The organism is Microbacterium psychrotolerans (assembly GCF_031085295.1).
GTDB classification, from domain to species: domain Bacteria; phylum Actinomycetota; class Actinomycetes; order Actinomycetales; family Microbacteriaceae; genus Microbacterium; species Microbacterium psychrotolerans.
This window is the reverse complement of the sequence record NZ_JAVFWO010000002.1, coordinates 821,202-840,410: the sequence shown is the minus strand read 5'-3', so window position 1 is coordinate 840,410 and position 19,209 is coordinate 821,202. Positions and strand designations below refer to the sequence as shown.

Below are 19,209 nucleotides of genomic sequence, written 5' to 3'. Positions count from 1 at the left end.
CTGATGATCGCGCTCACCATCGCCCAGATCGCCCATGCCGTCTCGGGCGAGACGCACCTCGCCGACGGCGACACACCCGACACCCTCATCGAAGGCGCTGTCGACACCGATTCCCGACTCATCGCTCCCGGAGGCGTTTTCGTCGCGAAGCCCGGCGAGGAGACGGACGGCCACCTGTTCGTCGACGCCGCCGTCGGCAACGGCGCGGCGCTCGCGCTCGTCGAGCGCCGGGTCGACGCCGGCGTCAGCCAGATCGTCGTGCCCGACGTCGTCGCCGCCCTCGCCGACCTCGCGCGCGAGGTCGTCTCGCGGGTACGCGAAGGCGGCGCTCTGCGCGTGGTGGGCATCACCGGCTCGAACGGCAAGACCACGACGAAGAACCTGCTCGCCCGCATCCTCGAAGGCGAAGGCGAGACCGTTTCGCCGAAGGCATCGTTCAACAACGAGGTGGGCGCGCCGCTCACGATGCTGCGCGTCACCGAGACCACGGAGTTCCTCGTGAGCGAGTTCGGCGCGAGCGCCCCCGGCGAGATCGCGCGTCTCGCGGGTCTGGTGGATCCCGATGTCGGCGTGGTCCTCATGGTCGGCATGGCGCACGCCGGCGGCTTCGGCGGCATCGAGGCCACCTTCCACGCCAAGTCCGAGCTCGTGCGGGCGCTGAGCGCCGGGGGAGTGGCGGTGCTCAACGCCGACGACGCCCGCGTCGCCGCGATGGCGCCGATCGCCGCCGAGCAGGGCGCGTCCGTGCGGTGGTTCGGCCGCGGCCCCGCTGCCACGGACGTGCGGGCCGACGACGTCGTGGTGACGGCATCCGGAACCTCCTTCACGGTGACCACCGACGGCGTTTCGCTGCCCCTGCGCCTGCGCGTACTGGGCGAGCACCACGTGATGAACGCCCTCGCCGCCATCGCCGCCGCGACGACTCTCGGCGTGTCGCTCGCCGATGCCGTCGCGCGGCTGGAGACGGTCGAGATCGCCGAGCGCTGGCGCATGCAGCCGCTCGGGTCGGATCGCGTCCGCATCATCAACGACGCGTACAACGCCAGCCCCGACTCGATGTCGGCGGCCCTGCGCACGCTCGCCCAGATCACGGGCCCGGGCGAGCGCACCGTGGCCGTGCTGGGCGCGATGAGCGAGCTGGGCGAGTACGCCGAGGAGGAGCACGACCGGATCGGCCTGCTCGCGGTGCGCCTCGGCATCCAGCGCATCGTCGTGGTCGGCGACGCTGCGCGACGCATGTACCTCGAAGCGGTCGCGCAGGGCTCGTGGGACAACGAAGCCGTCTTCTTCTCGACCGCTGACGAGGCGTTCGCCTACCTGCAGGGCGAGCTGCGAGACGGCGATCGCGTGCTCGTGAAGTCGTCGAACTCGGCCGGCCTCCGGTTCCTCGGCGATCGTCTGGGAGAATCGTTCTCGTGAGATCTCTCCTTACTGCGGCGGCGATCTCGCTGGCATTCACGCTCTTCCTCACCCCCGTCTTCCTGCGGCTGTTCCGCAAGTGGGGCTGGGGTCAGGTGATCCGTACCCCGGAGGACATCCGGAACCCCAACCACCACACGAAGCGCGGCACGCCCACCATGGGCGGCACGATCTTCATCGTCGGCACGATCGTCGGGTATCTGGTCGGCTGCTTCGCCGGCAACAACCCGCCGACGATCTCGGGACTGCTCGTCATCTGGATGATGGTCGGGCTCGGTGCCGTCGGCTTCATCGACGACTACATGAAGGTCCGCCAGCAGAAGTTCATGGGCCTGAGCGGCTGGCGCAAGATCGTCGGCCAGGTCATCGTCACCGTGCCGTTCGGCATCGTGGCGCTGAACTTCCCCAACCAGTTCGACCAGACTCCGGCGTCGCCGTACGTGTCGGTCTTCCGCGACGTCCCGGTGCTCGGATTCATGACGCTCGGCCTCATCGCCGGCTGGATCCTGTATCTCGCGTGGGTGACCTTCATCGGAGTGGCGTTCTCCAACAGCACCAACGTGACCGACGGCCTCGACGGGATGGCGGCGGGGGCGGGCATCTTCGTCGTCGGCGCCTACAGCCTCATCGCGTTCTGGCAGTTCAACCAGGCGTGCTGGGGAGGCGAGGGGCTGTCGGCCGCCGCGAAGGCCGCGTGCTATCCGACCCGCGATCCGTTCGATCTCGCCATCATCTCGGCCTCGTTCGTCGGCGCGCTCGTCGGGTTCCTGTGGTGGAACGCCCCGAAGGCCAAGGTCTTCATGGGCGACGTCGGTTCGATGGCGATCGGCGGCGTCATCGCCGCGATGGCGATCCTCACCCGCACCGAGCTGCTCGCGGTGCTCGTCGCCGGCGTCTTCATCATCGGTCCCGGCTCGGTGATCCTGCAGCGCCTGTACTTCAAGCTCACCCGCGGCAAACGGCTGTTCCTGATGAGCCCGTTCCACCACCATCTCGAGCTGCGCGGCTGGTCCGAGGTCACGATCGTGGTGCGCATGTGGATCATCGCCGGCCTCCTCGCCGTGTCGGGCGTCGGATTCTTCTACGTCGAATGGCTCTCTCGCACATGACCTCGGAACGCCTGTCCACCCTCACCAGCTGGAACGCCGACTGGAAGGGCCTGCGGGTCGCCGTGCTCGGGCTCTCGGTCACCGGCTTCTCGGTCGCCGACACGCTGGCGGAGCTCGGAGCCGAGGTGCTCGTGGTGACGGAGAAGGCCGACGAGGAGTACGCGCGCCTGCTGCCGGTCATCGGCGCCCGTCTCTGGACCGGTCTCCTCGATGAAGTGCCGGCGGAACTGGCAGACTTCGCGCCCGAGGTTGTGGTGGCCTCGCCCGGCTTCGCGCCTCGGCATCCGCTCATCACGTGGGCGCGTGAGAACGACATCGCGCTGTGGGGAGACGTCGAGCTCGCCTGGCGGGTGCGCGACAAGGTGGTGCGGACCGACGGCTCGCCGGCCGACTGGATCCTCGTCACCGGGACCAACGGCAAGACCACGACCACGCGCCTCGCGGCGACGATGCTCGTCGCGGGCGGCCTGAGGGCGGCGCCTGTCGGCAACATCGGCACGCCCGTGCTCGACGCCGTGCGGGATCCGTCGGGCTTCGACGCACTGGTCGTGGAGCTGTCGAGCCACCAGCTCTGGTACCTGGGGCTGCAGGACTCGCCGGACCCGGTCTCCCCGTGGGCCGCGGTCTGCCTCAATCTCGCCGACGACCACCTCGAGTGGCACGGCTCGTTCGACGAGTACCGGGCCGCGAAGGCGCACGTGTACGACAACACACGCGTCGCCTGCGTCTACAACAAGTCGGATGCCGCCACCCAGCGCATGGTCGAGGACGCAGAAGTCGTCGAGGGCGCGCGCGCCGTCGGCTTCGACCTGGGAACGCCGGGGCCGAGCGATCTCGGCGTCGTCGAGGGCATCGTCGTCGACCGCGCGTTCCTGGAGGACCGGCGCACCAGCGCGCTGGAGCTCACGACGGTGGAGGAGCTCGCCTCGCTCGGTCTCGCGGCCCCGCACATCGTCTCGAACATCCTGGCCGCCGCCGCCCTGGCGCGGTCGCTGGACGTCGCCCCCGCAGCGATCCGCGAAGCGCTGCGCGGCTTCCGGCTCGACCCGCACCGGATCGAGGTCGTCGCGCGGCACGCCGGCATCACCTGGGTCGACGACTCCAAGGCCACCAACCCGCACGCCGCCGCCTCTTCGCTCGCGGCCTACCCCGGAGCCGTGTGGGTCGTCGGCGGACTGCTCAAGGGCGTCGACATCTCAGAGCTCGTCTCGGGCCGGGGTGCGGGCGCGAAAGCCGCCATCGTGATCGGCGTCGACCGCGAGGCGGTCATCGCCGCGTTCGAGCGACACGCCCCGGCGGTGCCGGTCTTCGAGGTCGAGGCCGATGAGACTGAAGGAGTCATGGCGCAGGTCGTGGAACTGGCGGCAGGGGTGGCGCGTGACGGGGACGTGGTTCTGCTCGCTCCCGCTGCGGCATCCTTCGACCAGTTCGCGTCCTACGCGGACCGCGGGCGGCGATTCGCCGCTGCGGTGAGGGAACGGATCGGAACGGGGGACCCGGGTGACCACGACACAACCGCCGGGGACCCGGCCGACGCGCCCCGCCCCGACGACGCCGGGCCAGACGACCGAGGCTGACCAGTCCGCGCGGCGAGGACTCGCCGCGCGCGTGTCGTTGGGCCGGGTGTTCGCACCCGTGCCGAGCGAGTTCCTGCTGATCGCCTCGACGGCGCTCCTGCTCACGGTGTTCGGGCTCGTCATGGTGCTGTCGGCGACGTCCGCCACCGCCACGGCCGCCGGCGAGGCGCCGTGGGAGATGGTGATCAAGCAAGTCGTCTTCGCCGTGATCGGCGTTCCGCTGATGTTCATCGCGAGCCGCCTGCCCGTCTCGTTCTGGAAGAAGCTCGCCTGGCCGGCGCTCATCTTCGGCGTCGCGTTCCAGCTGCTGGTGTTCACGCCCCTCGGCCACGGCGCCGACGGTAATCGCAACTGGATCACGATCGCCGGCTTCCAGGCACAGCCGTCGGAGTTCCTCAAGCTGGGACTCGCGCTCTGGGTCGCGTACGTGCTGTTCCGCAAGCGGTCGCTGCTGACGAAGTGGCAGCACGTGTTCATCCCGCTTGTCCCGGTGGCCGGGCTGGCGATCGCGACCGTCCTCGCCGGCGACGACCTCGGCACGGCGATGATCCTCGTGCTCATCGTGCTCGGCGCCCTGTTCTTCTCGGGTGTGAAGCTGCGCATCTTCATCCTGCCTGCGATCGGCGCGGCGGCGGCGGTGGCATTCCTCGCCGTCACCAGCCCCGACCGCATGCGGCGGTTCATGAGCTTCCTCAACCCGAACTGCCTCGACGACTACTTCAACGACTGCTATCAGCCGCTGCACGGCATCTGGGGTCTCGCGAGCGGGGGCATCTTCGGCCTGGGGCTCGGCAATTCACGCGAGAAGTACGACTGGCTCCCCGCCGCGGCGAACGACTACATCTTCGCCATCGTCGGCGAGGAGCTCGGCCTCATCGGCTGCGCCGTCGTGCTCAGTCTCTTCGCCCTCTTCGCGGTCGGCGCCTTCCACGTCATCCGCAAGACGGACGACCCGTTCGTGCGGATCGCCGCCGGTGGCATCACGGTGTGGATCGTCGGACAGGCGCTCATCAACATCGGCGTCGTGCTGCGCGTCTTCCCGGTGCTCGGCGTGCCGCTGCCGTTCATGTCTCAGGGCGGCACGTCGCTGCTGTCCGTGCTGATCGCCTCGGGCGTGCTTCTCGCGTTCGCACGCTCGCTCCCGGCGTCCATCGCCCGTCGTGAGGCGGCGATCGCCTCGGCCCGCGCGGCACGCGAGCGGGCGAAGCTGCGCGCCGTCCGCTGACCGCGTCGACCTCGTGCCCGATGCCCCGGGTTCGGGCGTCCCGGTCGCCGAGCCGATGCGTCCGGTTCCGCGCCCTCACGTTCGGTGTTGCCCGGGTTCGGGGCGCGCCGGGGCCGTTCGGGGCGCGTCCCGTGCGCCCCGGACGACAGCCGAGCGCCCCAAGCCCCGTCGGCCCGGCCGGGTAGGCTCGGGGAGTGACGACGTACCTTCTGGCCGGCGGCGGCACCGCCGGACACGTGAACCCGCTCCTGGCGGTCGCTGACGCGCTGCGCGCCCGGGATCCCGAGGCTGTGGTGCTCGTGCTCGGCACGCGAGAGGGACTCGAAGCGCGGCTCGTGCCCGACCGGGGCTACGAGCTGCTGTTCGTGGACAAGGTGCCGTTCCCGCGCCGCCCCGACAAGGCCGCCGCTGCATTCCCGGCGCGGTTCCCGCGCGCGATCGCACAGGTGCGCGCCCACATCGCCCAGCGCGACGTCGATGTCGTCGTGGGCTTCGGAGGCTACGCCTCAGCCCCCGCCTACGTGGCGGCCCGCCGCGAGCGCGTGCCGTTCATCGTCCACGAGGCGAATGCGCGCCCGGGCCTCGCGAACGTCCTGGGCGCCCGTCGGGCGGCGGGCGTCGGAGTCGCGTTCGAAGGCACGCCGCTGAAACGGTCGCGGGTCGTCGGGATGCCGCTGCGCCGCGAGATCGTCACGCTCGACCGCGACGCACTCCGAGGTGAGGGGGCCGTGCACTTCGGGCTCGACCCCGAGAAGCCGGTGCTCCTGGTGTTCGGCGGATCGCTCGGCGCGCAGCGCCTGAACGCCGCGTTCGGCGAAGGGCACGGCGCCGCGTGGCGCGATGTGCTCGACGCCGGCTGGCAGCTGCTGCACATCACAGGGGAGCGGTCCGAGCTGGTCGATCCCGGCGTCGCCGGGTACGCGCTGCGTCGCTACGTCGACCGCATGGACCTCGCGTTCGCGCTCGCGGACCTCATCGTGTCGCGCTCCGGCGCCGCCACCGTCAGCGAGATCAGCGCACTCGGCATCCCCACGGTCTACGTGCCGTACGCCGTCGGCAACGGCGAGCAGGCCCGCAACGCCTCGTCCGCCGTCCGCGCCGGCGCCGCCATGCTGATCGCGGATGCCGACTTCACGGGAGATCGCGTGCGCTCCGAGATCGTCCCGCTGCTGGCCGACGACGCCCGGCGCGCGGCGATGGCGGCGGCTGCGGCATCCGTCGGTACCCGTACCGGAACCGAGAACGTCGTCGCGATGATCGACGACGCACTGCGGCGGTCAGGACGCCGGTGACGCCTCTCCGCCGCGCAGCGCGGCGGTGACGACCGCGAGCGCATCGTCGGCGTCGAGGCGGAGGTCGCGCACCTGCGCGGCGAATGCGGCGGCGGCACGCTGAAGCTGCTGCCGCGCCGGGTCGGCGTCGAAGGCGACGAAGGTGCCGTTGCGGCCGCGGGTCTCGATCATGCCGGATGCCTCGAGCTCGCGGTACGCGCGCGCGACCGTGCCGGGCGCGACGCCCAGGTCCTCGGCGAGGCGGCGCACGGTGGGCAGCCGCTCCCCGGGGCCGAGCTCGCCCGAGGCCACCGCGTCGACGAGGCCGGACCGGAGCTGCTCGAACGGCGGGACGGGCGACGACGGGTCGATGACGATCATGCGGGACCTCCCATGACGGCGGGGCGGCGCAGCCACTCCGGATAGAGGTCGGCGCGAAGGCGCCGACCTGTGCTGGGGTAGACGAATGTGAGGGCGATGAGCCCCCACGTGGGCACCTGACTCGCGAACGTGCTGATCAGCCCGTCTGCCCCCAGCCACAGGGCACCCAGTGCAAGGGCGCATGCCAACCAGGCGGAGAGCGCCGCCGAGAGTCGAAGCGCGCTGAGCGCCGTTGTGCGGAAGGCGTCGTCCCATGCGAGCTCAAGGGTGTCCGTGGCGGGCTGCGGCTGCGCCAGCACGAGTCGCTCGACAGGAGGCAACGCGACGAACACGACAACGGTGACGAGCAGGGCGAACAGCGCAGCGGCAGCGAACGCGTCGTCGACGCGGGAGGGCTGGCGGATCCATTGCAGGGCCAGCACTGTGAACGCGAGCACCGCGGCGACGGCGAGAACCCAGGGGAGCACGAGCCTGAATCGATCGAGATAGTCGACCGCGCTGAGCGCACGGGCTCGGGCGACTCGCGGTGCGTCCGGTGCGGGGCGGAACAGTCGCTCCCGGACGTTGACGACGGCCGAGGCGAACCCGGTCGCCACGAGCAACGGGATGACGACGATGATCGGAAATGCCGGGTTGGCAGCGACCGGAGTGAGCAGCAGCGGCGAGAGGACCACGGTCGTCGCCAGCATCGTGACGGCGGTTGTGAGACTGCTGACGCGACTGCGCCGGGCGACCGAATCCCGCGTCGTCGCCGTTCCGTACGGAAGGCGTACGCGCACGGAGAATCGGTCAGCGCGCGCGTAGGCGGACGTCGTCGACGACATCGCGACGACGAGCCCGATGCACAGCATCAGCATCACGAGGAGGAACGCTCCGCTGAGAGTCCGTATGAGCTCTTGATCGATGTCCACGCCTCTTTTGTACGCGTTCTGTATCAATGTGTCAACACAAAAGATGCCGGGGCTGCGTCCGTGCAGCGCGCCGGGGCCGAGGTCGCCGCCGCCCAACTTAGGATTGACGGGCCATGATCAGACCCGATCTCAGTCTTCCCATCCCTGACGACATCACCGCCGCCCATTTCATCGGAATCGGCGGATCCGGCATGTCGGGGCTCGCCCGCATGTTCCTCGAGCGCGGCATCCGCGTGTCGGGGTCCGACCGCGCCGACAGCAAGGGCCTGCGCGAACTCGCCGAGCTCGGGGCGACGGTCTACGTCGGCCACGACGCCGCCAACCTCGCCGACGACGTCGACACCGTCGTGCACACCGGGGCGATCTGGCCCGAGAACCCCGAGTTCGTGCTGGCCAAGGAGCGGGGCCTGCACGTGATCCACCGTTCGCAGGCGCTGTACTGGCTGATCGGCGGGCGACGGCTCGTGTCGGTCGCCGGTGCGCACGGCAAGACGACGTCGACCGGCATGATCGTGACGGCGCTGCGCGACCTGGATGTCGATCCCACGTTCGTCAACGGCGGTGTGATCGCACAGCTGGGCGTCTCGAGCGGCAGCGGACGCGACGACCTCTTCGTCATCGAGGCTGACGAGTCGGACGGCACGTTCCTGCTCTACGACACGTCGATCGCCCTCATCACCAACGTCGACCCCGACCACCTCGACCACTGGGGCACCCGCGACGCCTTCTACGCCGCGTTCGCCCGGTTCGCGAACGAGGCGCGCGAGGCGGTCGTGATCTCGTCCGACGATGCCGGCGCCCGCCTCGTGGCTGCCCAGCTCACCCATCCGCACGTCGTCACGTTCGGCGAAGCGGAGGATGCGACGGTGCGGGTGAGCGACATCGTCACCGAGGGGCCGGTCTCCTTCCGCATCACCCACGCGGGAGTCGCCGTCGACGCGCAGCTGCCGATCCCCGGCGCGCACAACGCGATCAACGCGGCTGGAGCCGTGGCCGTACTCCTGACACTCGGCCACGACCTGGAGCCGGCGGTGCGCGCCGTCGAAGGCTTCGCAGGAACCGTGCGGCGCTTCGAGCTGCACGGGGTCGAGCGCGGAGTGAGCGTGTTCGACGACTACGCCCACCATCCGACCGAGGTCGCTGCGGCTCTGGCAGCCGCCCGCACCGTCGTCGGCGACGGGCGGATCATCGCGATCCAGCAGCCGCACACCTACTCGCGCACTCAGGAGATGTACCGCGAGTTCGCCGAGGTGCTCGAGCACTACGCCGACCACACCGTCATGCTCGACGTGTACGGCGCCCGCGAAGATCCCGTTCCGGGAGTCACCGGCGAGCTCGTGAGCGACGCCTTCGCCGACCCGTCGCACGTGCACTTCGTGCCCGACTGGCAGGAGGCCGCCGACTACACGGCGTCGGTCGCCCGCGAGGGCGACTACGTCATCACGCTCGGCTGCGGCAACGTGAACCTCATCATTCCTCAGGTCCTCGAGTCGCTCGCCCGACCGGGCAGCGGTGCGACCAGCCCCGAGACCCCGGGCACGACGGAATAGACCCATGCGCCGCCCATCGCCGTTGCCGCAGTCGCCGGTCGCCTCGCGCGGCGCGGCGGATGCGGCGACGCCGTCGTCGCGACGCGCGCGGCGGCGCGATGAGGCGACGACGGTGATCACGGACCCGGTCGAGTCCGTCGAAGCGCCGCTGACGGAGCGCGACGACACGACGGCTCCGATCATCCCGCTCGCGCTTCCACCGGTTCGTCCCGAGCCGGGCTCCGTGGCGCAGACCCCAAGCGCCGGGACGGATGCCGGCGACGTCGGTTTCCGCGAGGTCTGGAAGGCCTCGCGAGCCCGGCGCAAGGCGTTGCGCGCAGAGATCCGCCGCTTCACCGTGCGGCAGCGGCGGCGGCGGGCGATCTGGCTCGGAGCCGCGGCATCCGTCCTCCTGCTCGCCCTCGGAACGCTCGGTGCCGCGTACAGCCCGCTGTTCGGTGTGGAGAAGATCTCCGTGGTCGGGGCGCAGCAGGTGTCGCCGGACGCCATTGCGGATGCGCTGGCGGGACAGCTCGGCACCCCGCTGCCCCTGATCGACGAGAGCGCGGTCAAGGCGGAGCTCGTCGCGTTCCCGCTCATCGAGACCTATGCGCTCGAAGCCCGGCCGCCGCACGAGCTGGTGGTGCGCATCGTCGAGCGCACCCCGATCGGCCTCATCGAGACCCGCGCCGGCTACACGCTCGTCGACGCTGCGGGCGTCGCGCTGTCGACCACTGCAACGCCCAGCCCCGGCACGCCGCTGCTCACGATCACCGGCGGCGTCGACTCGGACGCCTTCGCGGCGGCCGGCCAGGTGATGCGATCGCTGCCCGACGACATCCGGGCCCAGGTGACCGAGGTGGCCGCGTCGACGCCCGACGATGTCACCCTCACGCTCGGCGGGTCGAACGCGCAGATCGTCTGGGGGAGTGCCGACCAGTCCGGCAAGAAGGCGATGGTTCTGGCGACCGCCATGGCGGCGCGTCCGCCTGCCGACGTCCTCAGTTATGACGTGTCCTCGCCCGACGCGATCGTCATCCGCTGATCAGCCCTACCAGCGCGGCTTCCGGCACCGGATGCCGCGACACGCCGTCCCGGTCCGCTCGCTGGCGCGGCATCCGCTTACTTTCGAGTCAAGGAATTGCATACCGGGCAATTCTTTATACCTCTACTAGAGGTTGAAGGTTTAAAAGGTCCAGGGCTACGGAGGCCGGCATGAGCCAGAACCAGAACTACCTCGCCGTGATCAAGGTCGTCGGCGTCGGCGGCGGCGGCGTCAACGCGGTCAACCGCATGATCGAGCTCGGTCTGCGGGGCGTCGAGTTCATCGCCATCAACACCGACGCCCAGGCGCTGCTGATGAGCGACGCCGACGTCAAGCTCGACGTGGGGCGCGAACTGACCCGGGGGCTCGGCGCAGGTGCCGACCCCGAGGTGGGTCGGCGCGCCGCCGAAGACCATGCCGAGGAGATCGAGGAGGCGCTCCGCGGCGCCGACATGGTCTTCGTGACCGCGGGCGAGGGCGGCGGCACGGGCACCGGCGGTGCCCCGGTGGTCGCGAAGATCGCCAAGTCGATCGGCGCCCTCACCATCGGTGTCGTGACCAAGCCCTTCTCGTTCGAGGGTCGCCGTCGTCAGCAGCAGGCCGAGACGGGCGTCGGACGACTCAAGGAAGAGGTCGACACCCTCATCGTGGTGCCGAACGACCGCCTCCTCGAGATCAGCGACCGTGGCATCTCGATGATCGAGGCGTTCGCGACGGCCGACCAGGTGCTCCTCGCCGGTGTGCAGGGCATCACCGACCTCATCACGACGCCGGGTCTGATCAACCTCGACTTCGCCGACGTCAAGTCGGTCATGCAGGGAGCCGGATCCGCCCTCATGGGCATCGGCTCGGCACGCGGGGCGGATCGCGCCATCAAGGCTGCCGAGCTCGCGGTCGAGTCCCCGCTGCTCGAAGCGTCGATCGAGGGTGCGCACGGCGTGCTGCTGTCGATCCAGGGCGGGTCGAACCTCGGCATCTTCGAGATCAACGACGCCGCGCAGCTGGTCAAGGAGGCCGCGCACCCCGAGGCCAACATCATCTTCGGCACGGTGATCGACGACACCCTCGGCGACGAGGTGCGCGTCACGGTCATCGCGGCAGGGTTCGACGGTGGTGAGCCTCAGACGCGCATCGAGCCGATCACCGCCTCGCGCATCGTCTCGACACCCGCTGTGCCGGCGACGCCCGCCGACGAGGCGGCGAAGGACCGCGACGTCGTCGAGCAGTCGGTCGTGCCCGTGTCGGTCGGCGCCGTCACCGAGTCCTCGTACGACACGGCCTTCGGCGACGACGACCTCGACATCCCCGACTTCCTCAAGTAAGCCCATCGGCACGCTCGCGGATCGCCCTCCGACAAGCCAGGACACCGTGGGAGACCTACGTTCGCGCCTCGCGGCGATCGATGAGCGGATCGCGGATGCCGCACGCGCGGCAGGCCGTGATCCCTCGGAGCTCACCCGCATCGTCGTGACGAAGTTCCACCCCGCGTCGCTCGTCGAGGAGCTGTACGACCTCGGCGTGCGCGACGTGGGGGAGAACCGGCAGCAGGAGTTCAGTCGCAAGGTCGGCGAGGTGGGCAGCCTCGCCGGACTGCGGTGGCATTTCATCGGGCAGGCGCAGACCAACAAGGCGCGAGCGATCCGGGCGGCGGCATCCGTCGTCCATTCACTCGATCGCGCCCGCCTCGCCGACGCTCTGGATGCGGCTGCCGAGCCGGGCGATCCGTCGCTCGACGTGCTGCTGCAAGTCAACCTCACCGACGACCCCGGTCGCGGCGGCGTGGCGCCTGCGGAGCTCGAGGCCCTCGCCGCACACACGGCAGCGCTGCCCTCGCTGCGCGTACGCGGCGTGATGGCGGTCGCGCCGCTCGACGAGCCGCCGGCGCCCGCGTTCGCGCGCCTGAACGCCCTCGCGGGCGTCGTGCGCGCGGTCGTGCCCGACGCCGACTGGATCTCGGCCGGCATGACCGCGGACTTCGCCGAAGCGATCGCGGCCGGCGCGACACACCTTCGGATCGGTTCGGCAATCACGGGCCCCAGACCAGAACCCGGTTAACCTCGGAACAGATGAGCACTACGGAGGATCAGATGTCGAACCCGCTCAAGAAGACCATGGTGTACCTCGGACTCGCCGACGAGGAAGAGGTCTACGAAGAGCCGGCGCCCCAGCCGCGTGCTCGCAAGTCGGAGCAGGTCGTCGATAAGCCGGCCGCGCCGGTGACCCCGATCCACCGGCCCGCGGTCGTCCGTCAGCCGGCGCCGGCGACGATCAACGAGATCCTCACGGTGCACCCCAAGCAGTACCGTGATGCCCAGGTCATCGCCGAGAACTTCCGTGACGGCATCCCCGTCATCATCAACCTCTCGCAGATGAGCGACGCCGACGCGCGGCGCCTGATCGACTTCGCCAGCGGCCTCTCGCTGGGCCTGTACGGACGCATCGAGCGCGTCACGAGCAAGGTCTTCCTGCTCTCGCCCGAAAATGTCGCCGTATCGGGCGACGGTGCCGTCGCGCAGGCCGATCCGGAGTCGGTCCCCTTCACGCAGCCGTAGTCTGGCTACGTGGCCGTCGTCCAACTCATCGCAGCGATCCTCAACCTCGCGCTGCTGCTCTATGTCTTCGTGTTGCTCTCGCGGCTGATCCTCGACTGGATCCCGTTCTTCAACCGCGAATGGCGCCCGCGCGGCGCCGGGCTCGTCGTTGCGGAGCTCATCTACACCGTCACCGACCCGCCCATAAAGCTGTTCCGGCGCTTCATCCCGCCGCTGCGCGTGGGCGCCATCGCGATCGACTTCGGGTTCGCGCTGACGATGCTGGGCTGCTTCATCCTGCTCAGCATCACGCGCACGCTCGCGGGCTGAAGCGCGACGCGCCGCGACCCGGGCGTCGCCTTCGACACTCTCAGAACCGATGACTATGCTTTGCTGATACGAACGGCCGCCAGCCGGCGGTCGCCCCGACATCGGCCAGCGACCAGACGCTCGAAAGAGGAATCACCATGGCATTGTCCCCCGATGACGTCGTCACCAAGCAGTTCCAGCACGTCCGCTTCAAGGAGGGTTTCGACCCCGACGAGGTGGACGATTTCCTCGACGAGATCGTCGTGGAGTGGCGCAAGGCTCTCACTGAGAACGAGGAGCTGAAGGCCAAGCTGGCGGCGTACGAGTCGGGTGCCGCTCCCGCACGTGCCGCCGAGCCCGCTCCCGCCCCGGCATCCGAGGCCGCTCCGGTCGCCGGTGCCGCCCCCGCCGCGAGCGCAGGCATCATCGAGCTGGCCCAGCGCCTGCACGACGAGCACGTCGCCGAGGGCATCGCCCAGCGCGACCAGCTCATCTCCGACGCCAAGTCGCAGGCGGCCTCCATCGTGTCCGAGGCTGAGACCCGCGGCCGCGAGGAGCTTGCCAAGCTCGACCGCGAGCGCACCACGCTCGAGGGCCGCATCACCGAGCTGCGCAACTTCGAGCGCGACTACCGCGCTCAGCTGCGCAGCTACATCGAGGGCAAGCTGCGCGACCTCGAGACCTCGGCGACGACGTCCGGCGCACAGCCGGTCTCGGCGCTGGGCCTCTAGGCCTTGACGCGTCGACCTCCCCTTCGTCAGGCGGCGGCCGGCATCATCATCGCGAGTCTCGCGGTGCTGGTGCTGGCCGCCGACCAGTTCGCGAAGTATCTCGCTCTCGAGAATCTGCCGTACCAGGAGCCCGTGGAGGTCCTCGGCGACTTCCTGAGCTTCTATCTGACACGCAATCCTGGTGCCGCCTTCTCGCTCGGCGAGGAGGTCACGTGGATCTTCACGATCGCGCTGGCCGCTGTGGCCGGCGTCATCGCGTGGCTCGCCGCGACACGGGTGCGCTCACGGCTGTGGGCCGTCGCGCTCGGACTCCTTCTCGGCGGGGTCCTGGGAAACCTGACCGACCGGCTCTTCCGCAACCCCGGGTTCGCGGTCGGGCATGTCGTGGATTTCATCAACACGCCGTGGATGTGGTTCTTCCCCGGCATGTCGCCGGCGATCTACAACATCGCCGACATCTTCATCGTGTGCGACATGATCGCGATCGCACTGCTGGTACTCGTGGGGGTGCACATGGACGGATCGCGCGACCGCGGCCGCAATGACGAAGAGGAAACCGAAACCCTGCTGGGCGCCGACGGCGACCAGTTCGCACCGGGCGGTGCGGTGGCAGGATTCGGCAGCGAGTTCCCGGTGGCGGATGCCGATGCCGGCATCCCCGCCGACGAGCGCGGTCTCCCGCCGCTGACGGAGAGCGAGCAGCTCGAGGTCGAGGCTGAGGCCGAGCGCGAGGCGGAGGAGTACGAAGCCGAGCCGGAGCACCGCCGCCCTGGGCGCGACGCCGAGATCTGACGTGGAGTCGCGGAGCCTTCCCGTTCCCGACGGGCTCGACGGCACGCGCGTCGATGCTGCACTGGCGAAGATGCTCGGGTTCTCGCGTACCTTCGCGGCGGACGTGGCCGATGCCGGCGGCGTGACGATGGACGGGCGGACGCTCGCGAAATCCGACAAGCTCCGCGGCGGCGCGTGGCTCGACGTGTCGTGGGCACCCAAGGAGGAGCCGCGCGTCATCCCCGTCGAGGTTCCCGACCTCGGCATCGTCTACGACGACGACGACATCGTGGTGGTCGACAAGCCCACCGGAGTCGCCGCCCACCCGTCGCTCGGGTGGGAGGGGCCGACCGTGCTCGGCGCCCTCGCCGCCGGCGGCTACCGCATCGCGACAACAGGTGCCGCGGAGCGCCAGGGCGTGGTGCACCGCCTCGACGTCGGCACGAGCGGCCTCATGGTGGTCGCCAAGACCGAGAGCGCCTATGTCGCGCTCAAGCGCGCGTTCAAGGAGCGCGAGGTCGAGAAGATCTACCACGCCGTCGTGCAGGGCCACCCCGACCCCCTCGCCGGGACGATCGACGCGCCCATCGGGCGGCATCCGTCCCACTCGTGGAAGTTCGCCGTGACGCCCGACGGCAAGGACTCCGTCACGCACTACGAGACGCTCGAAGCTTTCCCCGGCGCCTCGCTGCTCGAGATCCACCTCGAGACCGGTCGCACGCACCAGATCCGCGTGCACATGGCCGCGCACCGGCATCCGTGCGTCGGCGACCCCCTCTACGGCGCCGACCCGACGCTGTCCGCCAGGCTCGGCCTCACCCGCCAGTGGCTGCACGCCCGCGAGCTCTCGTTCGCCCATCCGAACACGGGGGAGTGGGTCACCTTCACGTCGGCCTACCCCGCCGATCTCGCTCACGCGCTCGCGATTCTGCGCGGCGACTGAGCCCGCCGACCCCGCCGCCATCACGGCGCGAGGCAGGTCAGCGACCGCCCTCGAAGCGGGCGACGTCCTCCTCGCGCAGGGCGGCCTGGATGCGTCCGCGCATGTCGTCCGAGAGCTGGAGCGCGGGCAGCGCATCGAGCGCGTACCAGCCGACCTCGCTCATCTCCCCGTCAGCCGGATAAGGCTCGCCCGATACGAAGCGGCACCGGAAGGTCAGGTCGAGGTAATCGCTCTGGTCGCCGTTCTCATAGGTGACGCGCGGGATCTGGTGCACCCAGGCGAGGCGCTCGGCGCGGCATGCGACACCAGCCTCCTCCAGCGTCTCGCGCACCGCGGCGTCAGCCGGCTCCTCACCAGGATCCACGATGCCGGTGACCGGCGTGAGGGCGCCGTTGTCGCTGCGGCGGCCGAGAAGCACGCGGTCGTCGTGCAGTACGACGGCCGTCACGCCGACGAGCGGCAGCGGCCGGGTGCCGACGAAACGGCGCAGATCGAGGACGAAGTCGGGGGTGGGCATGACATCACCCTAGAGCGACCCAGGCGGGGGTGAACCGGGCGCTAGACGATGTCGGATGCCGGGGGCACAGTGGTCGCATGACGATCGAGGTGCGACCGGCCACGGTGTTCGAGGACGTCGCGACTCTGGTGGGGCCGAAGAATCCGGCATCCAATGTGTGCTTCTGCCTGAGCTACCGCATCCCAGCGAAGGAGGCGACCGCCCTGCGCGGGCCGGAGCGCGCCGAACGCGTGCGCCGGCTCATGGACGAGGAGGGGCCGATCGGGGTGCTGGCGTACGACGGCGACGAGCCCGTCGGCTGGGCGGCGGTCGCGCCTCGCACCAGAACGCACTTCGCCACCTTCCGCAAGATCCCCCATGTCGATGACCTCGATGTCTGGTCGCTGTGGTGCTTCCGCGTACGGCCGGGTCATCGCAAGAAGGGTGTGATGCACGCGCTGATCGACGGTGCGGTGGACTTCGCGCGCAGGAGCGGAGCTCCCGCGATCGAGGGGTACCCGGTCGACAACGGCGACGCCAGGGTGGATCTCACGATGGCCTACGTCGGCACGAAGCGCCTTTTCGAGCAGGCGGGCTTCGTCAAGGCAGCCGACACGACGTCGGTGCTCTCCGGATTCCCCCGTGTGCTCATGCGCCTCGACCTCTAGCGTGGACGCGTGAACGACCTCCTGCGAAGCCGCCTCGAACGTGCGAACACCCTCTACCTCGACTTCCTCGACACCATCCCGCCCGAGCAGCTCGGGTCGCGCCTGGCAGATCTTCCCTCCGACACGATCGGCCATCAGCTCTGGTGCGTCCTCGGCGCCCGGGAGAGCTTTCCGCGCGCCGCGCGAGCGGGGGAGTGGCAGGGGTTCACGAGCCCTGTCACCGCCGATGGCGGATCGGATGCGGCCACTGTGCGCTCGGCATTCGTGCGGACCTCGACAGACGTCGACGAGTGGATCGGCGGCATCGACGCCGGCGACGACGACTCGCTGCGCTACGTGCTGGCGCTGCTCGAGCACGAGACCATGCACCAGGGTCAGCTGATCCGCTACCTCTACGGCCTCGGCATCGACAGGCCCCACTCCTGGCAGCAGCAGTACGCGCTCGACGAGGACTTCTGAGAATTCCGTGAACCGTTCCCGCGGCATCCGGCAATACCCGATGTGAGCCCAACAACAGGAGTGAACACCGACCGCGAGATCATCCGCCGGTCCCTCGACGCCCCATCAGCGTTCGCCGAGCTGTTCGAGCGGCATGCGCGGGTGATCGGCGCGTTCGCGGCGCGGCGGGTCGGGTCGGATGCCGCGCAGGACGTCCTGAGCGAGACGATGCTGGTCGCATTTCGGCGGCGGGCTGACTTCGATCACACGTGGGAGTCGGCGAAGCCCTGGCTGCTCGGCATCGCCTCGCGAGTGATGAAGAAGCATCGCGCCGACGAAGCCCGGCAGTGGCGTTCGTTCGAGGCCTCGGTCTCGCGGGGCGACCACGTGAGCGACGGCGCGATCGAGCAGGCCGCGGCGAGAGCGGATGCATCCGCCGCCGTCCGCGCGCTGGCGCCGCGCATCGCCGCTCTCGGCGTGCGCGACCGGGAGACGCTCCTGCTGTACGCGTGGGGCGACCTCACGTATGAGGAGGTCGCCGTCGCGCTCGGGGTGCCCGTCGGCACCGTGCGGTCGCGTCTCAATCGCGTGCGCCGCAGGCTCGCGCCACCGGGGTCGAGATCGTCCGCCCGGCTGACCTGGATCGCGAAGGAGGAGACCGATGGAGCTTATGGAACGAGTGCGTGAGATCGGGGCCGACGCCCTGCCGGTGGGCCCTGCCGGCATCGATGAGGCGCGTCATGCCCTCCTGCGCGAGATCGCTCGGGAGGAGCGAGCGGGTGCCGTCGCCATTCGCGGCCGGACAGCACGGTGGATCGGCGGCTCGGCGCTGGCCGGTGGGCTCGCCGCGACGGCGCTGGTGATCGGGTTGGTCGCCGTGCCCGCCACGGCGCCGGCAGCGTCGGCCGCGGAGGTGCTGGAGAAGGCGGCGGAGGCGAGCATCAGGGCGGCCGAGGAGGTCGTGCCTGCAGGGAGTTACACGCGCATCGACACCGCATTCACATGGGCGACGACGTACGACGAGCAGATGCCGCCAGGTGCGAAGTTCAACAACGCATCCCGTAGGGACGCGGAAGCCGTCCTGCTGATCGAGGACGAGTCGAGCGTCTATGTGCCCGCCGACCCCGGGGGCGAGTGGGTGCGGGAGCGGACGGCCTATCACGTGGCCGAGTCGGTCGGACCGCGGTCCGCGGAGGCTTCCGAGACCTGGGGGCGGGAGATGAATCCAGGGGCGGGGTTGTCGGGCGTGACGCGGTACCCCGCCGGCATCGTCGAGGGCGGTCGGGACGGCGATGTGGTGACCTACCACCTGGACGGCCGGGAGACCTACGCGGACATGCCGACGGACCCCGGCGGAGTGGTCGCCTGGTTCGAGGAGCGGTACGGCGCGGAAGGCGAGTCGGACGGTATGGCCCACTTCTTCGTGGAGACGCTCGGCGACCTCATGTCGTTCAATCTCGCGCCGGCGGATGCGCGGGCCGGAATGCTCAGGGCGTTCGCATCGCTGCCAGGCGTCGAGGTCGTGTCCAGCGACGGGGACCTCACCACGCTCGCTTACGAGCAGGGCTTCGAGGCGGGTTCCGCTCGGGTCGAGTTCGTCCTCGACACCGCCCGCGGCTACATCGTGCAGTCGACCAACTGGGGGATGGGGGAGTACGTCGAGCCCATCGCATTCGACGGCGTTCCCGACTGGCAGAGCCGGACCGTCTCGACCGTCTCGACCGTAGACGCGGCGCCCTGATCATCAAGGAGAGCAGCCTCACGACAGTGGCGAGCGGACATATCCGCTCGCCACTGTCGCGAGTGGCGCGGTGAGTTCACCCTTCGCCCTCAACTCTCCACGTGAGGGTGAGCC

General features: G+C 70.0%; 20 protein-coding genes and 1 pseudogene. 18 read left to right on the top strand and 3 right to left on the bottom strand.

What is annotated here, in order from left to right; translation table 11 throughout:
• Nucleotides 1-3 precede the first annotated feature (3 nt).
• The 5 genes from Q9R08_RS08715 to Q9R08_RS08695 all read left to right on the top strand — a co-directional run bounded on the left by Q9R08_RS08715 (nt 4) and on the right by Q9R08_RS08695 (nt 6,622).
• Nucleotides 4-1,419, top strand: coding sequence for a UDP-N-acetylmuramoyl-tripeptide--D-alanyl-D-alanine ligase (locus tag Q9R08_RS08715; protein ID WP_308867559.1), 1,416 nt, complete (start codon nt 4-6; stop codon nt 1,417-1,419).
• Nucleotides 1,416-2,528, top strand: coding sequence for a phospho-N-acetylmuramoyl-pentapeptide-transferase (gene mraY / locus Q9R08_RS08710; protein ID WP_308867558.1), 1,113 nt, complete (start codon nt 1,416-1,418; stop codon nt 2,526-2,528). Before Q9R08_RS08715 ends, mraY begins: the two co-directional genes overlap by 4 nt.
• Nucleotides 2,525-4,105: a UDP-N-acetylmuramoyl-L-alanine--D-glutamate ligase gene (gene murD, locus Q9R08_RS08705; RefSeq protein ID WP_308867556.1), complete on the top strand. Its 1,581-nt coding sequence runs from the start codon at nt 2,525-2,527 to the stop codon at nt 4,103-4,105. The genes mraY and murD overlap by 4 nt, the downstream gene beginning before the upstream one ends.
• Nucleotides 4,029-5,330, top strand: coding sequence for a putative lipid II flippase FtsW (ftsW, locus tag Q9R08_RS08700; RefSeq protein WP_308867554.1), 1,302 nt, complete (start codon nt 4,029-4,031; stop codon nt 5,328-5,330). Before murD ends, ftsW begins: the two co-directional genes overlap by 77 nt.
• Before the next feature lie 194 nt (nt 5,331-5,524).
• Nucleotides 5,525-6,622: a UDP-N-acetylglucosamine--N-acetylmuramyl-(pentapeptide) pyrophosphoryl-undecaprenol N-acetylglucosamine transferase gene (locus Q9R08_RS08695; protein WP_308867551.1), complete on the top strand. Its 1,098-nt coding sequence runs from the start codon at nt 5,525-5,527 to the stop codon at nt 6,620-6,622.
• Here the strand turns inward: Q9R08_RS08695 and Q9R08_RS08690 are convergent.
• Together Q9R08_RS08690 and Q9R08_RS08685 are read right to left on the bottom strand one after the other, a co-directional pair.
• A complete protein-coding gene (locus Q9R08_RS08690; RefSeq protein ID WP_308867549.1) occupies nt 6,608-6,982 on the bottom strand; it encodes a GntR family transcriptional regulator in 375 nt (124 codons plus the stop codon). The two genes, Q9R08_RS08695 and Q9R08_RS08690, sit on opposite strands and share 15 nt — an antisense overlap.
• Nucleotides 6,979-7,893: a hypothetical protein gene (locus tag Q9R08_RS08685; protein WP_308867547.1), complete on the bottom strand. Its 915-nt coding sequence runs from the start codon at nt 7,891-7,893 to the stop codon at nt 6,979-6,981. Before Q9R08_RS08685 ends, Q9R08_RS08690 begins: the two co-directional genes overlap by 4 nt.
• Before the next feature lie 113 nt (nt 7,894-8,006).
• Between Q9R08_RS08685 and murC the strand changes: the two genes are divergently transcribed.
• The 9 genes and pseudogenes from murC to Q9R08_RS08640 all read left to right on the top strand — a co-directional run bounded on the left by murC (nt 8,007) and on the right by Q9R08_RS08640 (nt 15,752).
• Entirely contained in the window at nt 8,007-9,443 is a 1,437-nt protein-coding gene (murC, locus tag Q9R08_RS08680) for a UDP-N-acetylmuramate--L-alanine ligase (protein ID WP_308867546.1), read from the top strand.
• 4 nt (nt 9,444-9,447) lie between these two features.
• Entirely contained in the window at nt 9,448-10,467 is a 1,020-nt protein-coding gene (locus Q9R08_RS08675; RefSeq protein WP_308867544.1) for an FtsQ-type POTRA domain-containing protein, read from the top strand.
• Nucleotides 10,468-10,637: 170 nt separating this feature from the next.
• Complete coding sequence (gene ftsZ / locus Q9R08_RS08670; protein WP_308867543.1) at nt 10,638-11,789, top strand: cell division protein FtsZ; 1,152 nt, start codon at nt 10,638-10,640, stop codon at nt 11,787-11,789.
• Nucleotides 11,790-11,835: 46 nt separating this feature from the next.
• Nucleotides 11,836-12,522, top strand: coding sequence for a YggS family pyridoxal phosphate-dependent enzyme (locus Q9R08_RS08665; protein ID WP_308867541.1), 687 nt, complete (start codon nt 11,836-11,838; stop codon nt 12,520-12,522).
• A 32-nt stretch (nt 12,523-12,554) separates the two neighbouring features.
• Entirely contained in the window at nt 12,555-13,019 is a 465-nt protein-coding gene (locus Q9R08_RS08660; protein WP_308867697.1) for a cell division protein SepF, read from the top strand.
• 9 nt (nt 13,020-13,028) lie between these two features.
• On the top strand, nt 13,029-13,328 hold the full coding sequence (locus Q9R08_RS08655; protein ID WP_308867539.1) for a YggT family protein: 300 nt from the start codon (nt 13,029-13,031) through the stop codon (nt 13,326-13,328).
• Between the two features lie 137 nt (nt 13,329-13,465).
• Nucleotides 13,466-14,038 carry a DivIVA domain-containing protein gene (locus tag Q9R08_RS08650; RefSeq protein ID WP_308867537.1) on the top strand — a complete coding sequence of 191 codons (573 nt, stop codon included), beginning with the start codon at nt 13,466-13,468 and terminating at the stop codon, nt 14,036-14,038.
• A 3-nt stretch (nt 14,039-14,041) separates the two neighbouring features.
• Nucleotides 14,042-14,620 (top strand): annotated as a pseudogene (gene lspA / locus Q9R08_RS08645) (signal peptidase II); the annotation flags it as partial.
• Between the two features lie 211 nt (nt 14,621-14,831).
• Nucleotides 14,832-15,752: an RluA family pseudouridine synthase gene (locus tag Q9R08_RS08640; protein WP_308867534.1), complete on the top strand. Its 921-nt coding sequence runs from the start codon at nt 14,832-14,834 to the stop codon at nt 15,750-15,752.
• 37 nt (nt 15,753-15,789) lie between these two features.
• Here Q9R08_RS08640 and Q9R08_RS08635 read toward each other — a convergent pair whose 3' ends face one another.
• Complete coding sequence (locus Q9R08_RS08635; protein ID WP_308867532.1) at nt 15,790-16,269, bottom strand: NUDIX hydrolase; 480 nt, start codon at nt 16,267-16,269, stop codon at nt 15,790-15,792.
• 77 nt (nt 16,270-16,346) lie between these two features.
• Here Q9R08_RS08635 and Q9R08_RS08630 point away from each other — a divergent pair, with 77 nt between their 5' ends.
• The 4 genes from Q9R08_RS08630 to Q9R08_RS08615 are packed head-to-tail and all read left to right on the top strand — an operon-like array spanning nt 16,347 to nt 19,095.
• A complete protein-coding gene (locus tag Q9R08_RS08630) occupies nt 16,347-16,916 on the top strand; it encodes a GNAT family N-acetyltransferase (protein ID WP_308867531.1) in 570 nt (189 codons plus the stop codon).
• Nucleotides 16,917-16,925: 9 nt separating this feature from the next.
• Nucleotides 16,926-17,375: a DinB family protein gene (locus Q9R08_RS08625; protein ID WP_308867529.1), complete on the top strand. Its 450-nt coding sequence runs from the start codon at nt 16,926-16,928 to the stop codon at nt 17,373-17,375.
• 60 nt (nt 17,376-17,435) lie between these two features.
• Nucleotides 17,436-18,041: an RNA polymerase sigma factor gene (locus tag Q9R08_RS08620; protein WP_308867527.1), complete on the top strand. Its 606-nt coding sequence runs from the start codon at nt 17,436-17,438 to the stop codon at nt 18,039-18,041.
• A complete protein-coding gene (locus Q9R08_RS08615; protein ID WP_308867525.1) occupies nt 18,016-19,095 on the top strand; it encodes a hypothetical protein in 1,080 nt (359 codons plus the stop codon). Before Q9R08_RS08620 ends, Q9R08_RS08615 begins: the two co-directional genes overlap by 26 nt.
• Nucleotides 19,096-19,209 lie beyond the last annotated feature (114 nt).

Excerpts from the sequence above, each read along its gene's own strand:
- Q9R08_RS08715 (WP_308867559.1), top strand. The coding sequence starts at position 4 with ATGATCGCGCTCACCATCGCCCAGATCGCCCATGCCGTCTCGGGCGAG.
- murD (WP_308867556.1), top strand. The coding sequence starts at position 2,525 with ATGACCTCGGAACGCCTGTCCACCCTCACCAGCTGGAACGCCGACTGG.
- Q9R08_RS08690 (WP_308867549.1), bottom strand. The coding sequence starts at position 6,982 with ATGATCGTCATCGACCCGTCGTCGCCCGTCCCGCCGTTCGAGCAGCTC.
- murC (WP_308867546.1), top strand. The coding sequence starts at position 8,007 with ATGATCAGACCCGATCTCAGTCTTCCCATCCCTGACGACATCACCGCC.
- Q9R08_RS08675 (WP_308867544.1), top strand. The coding sequence starts at position 9,448 with ATGCGCCGCCCATCGCCGTTGCCGCAGTCGCCGGTCGCCTCGCGCGGC.
- ftsZ (WP_308867543.1), top strand. The coding sequence starts at position 10,638 with ATGAGCCAGAACCAGAACTACCTCGCCGTGATCAAGGTCGTCGGCGTC.
- Q9R08_RS08660 (WP_308867697.1), top strand. The coding sequence starts at position 12,555 with ATGTCGAACCCGCTCAAGAAGACCATGGTGTACCTCGGACTCGCCGAC.
- Q9R08_RS08650 (WP_308867537.1), top strand. The coding sequence starts at position 13,466 with ATGGCATTGTCCCCCGATGACGTCGTCACCAAGCAGTTCCAGCACGTC.
- Q9R08_RS08635 (WP_308867532.1), bottom strand. The coding sequence starts at position 16,269 with ATGCCCACCCCCGACTTCGTCCTCGATCTGCGCCGTTTCGTCGGCACC.
- Q9R08_RS08630 (WP_308867531.1), top strand. The coding sequence starts at position 16,347 with ATGACGATCGAGGTGCGACCGGCCACGGTGTTCGAGGACGTCGCGACT.
- Q9R08_RS08615 (WP_308867525.1), top strand. The coding sequence starts at position 18,016 with ATGGAGCTTATGGAACGAGTGCGTGAGATCGGGGCCGACGCCCTGCCG.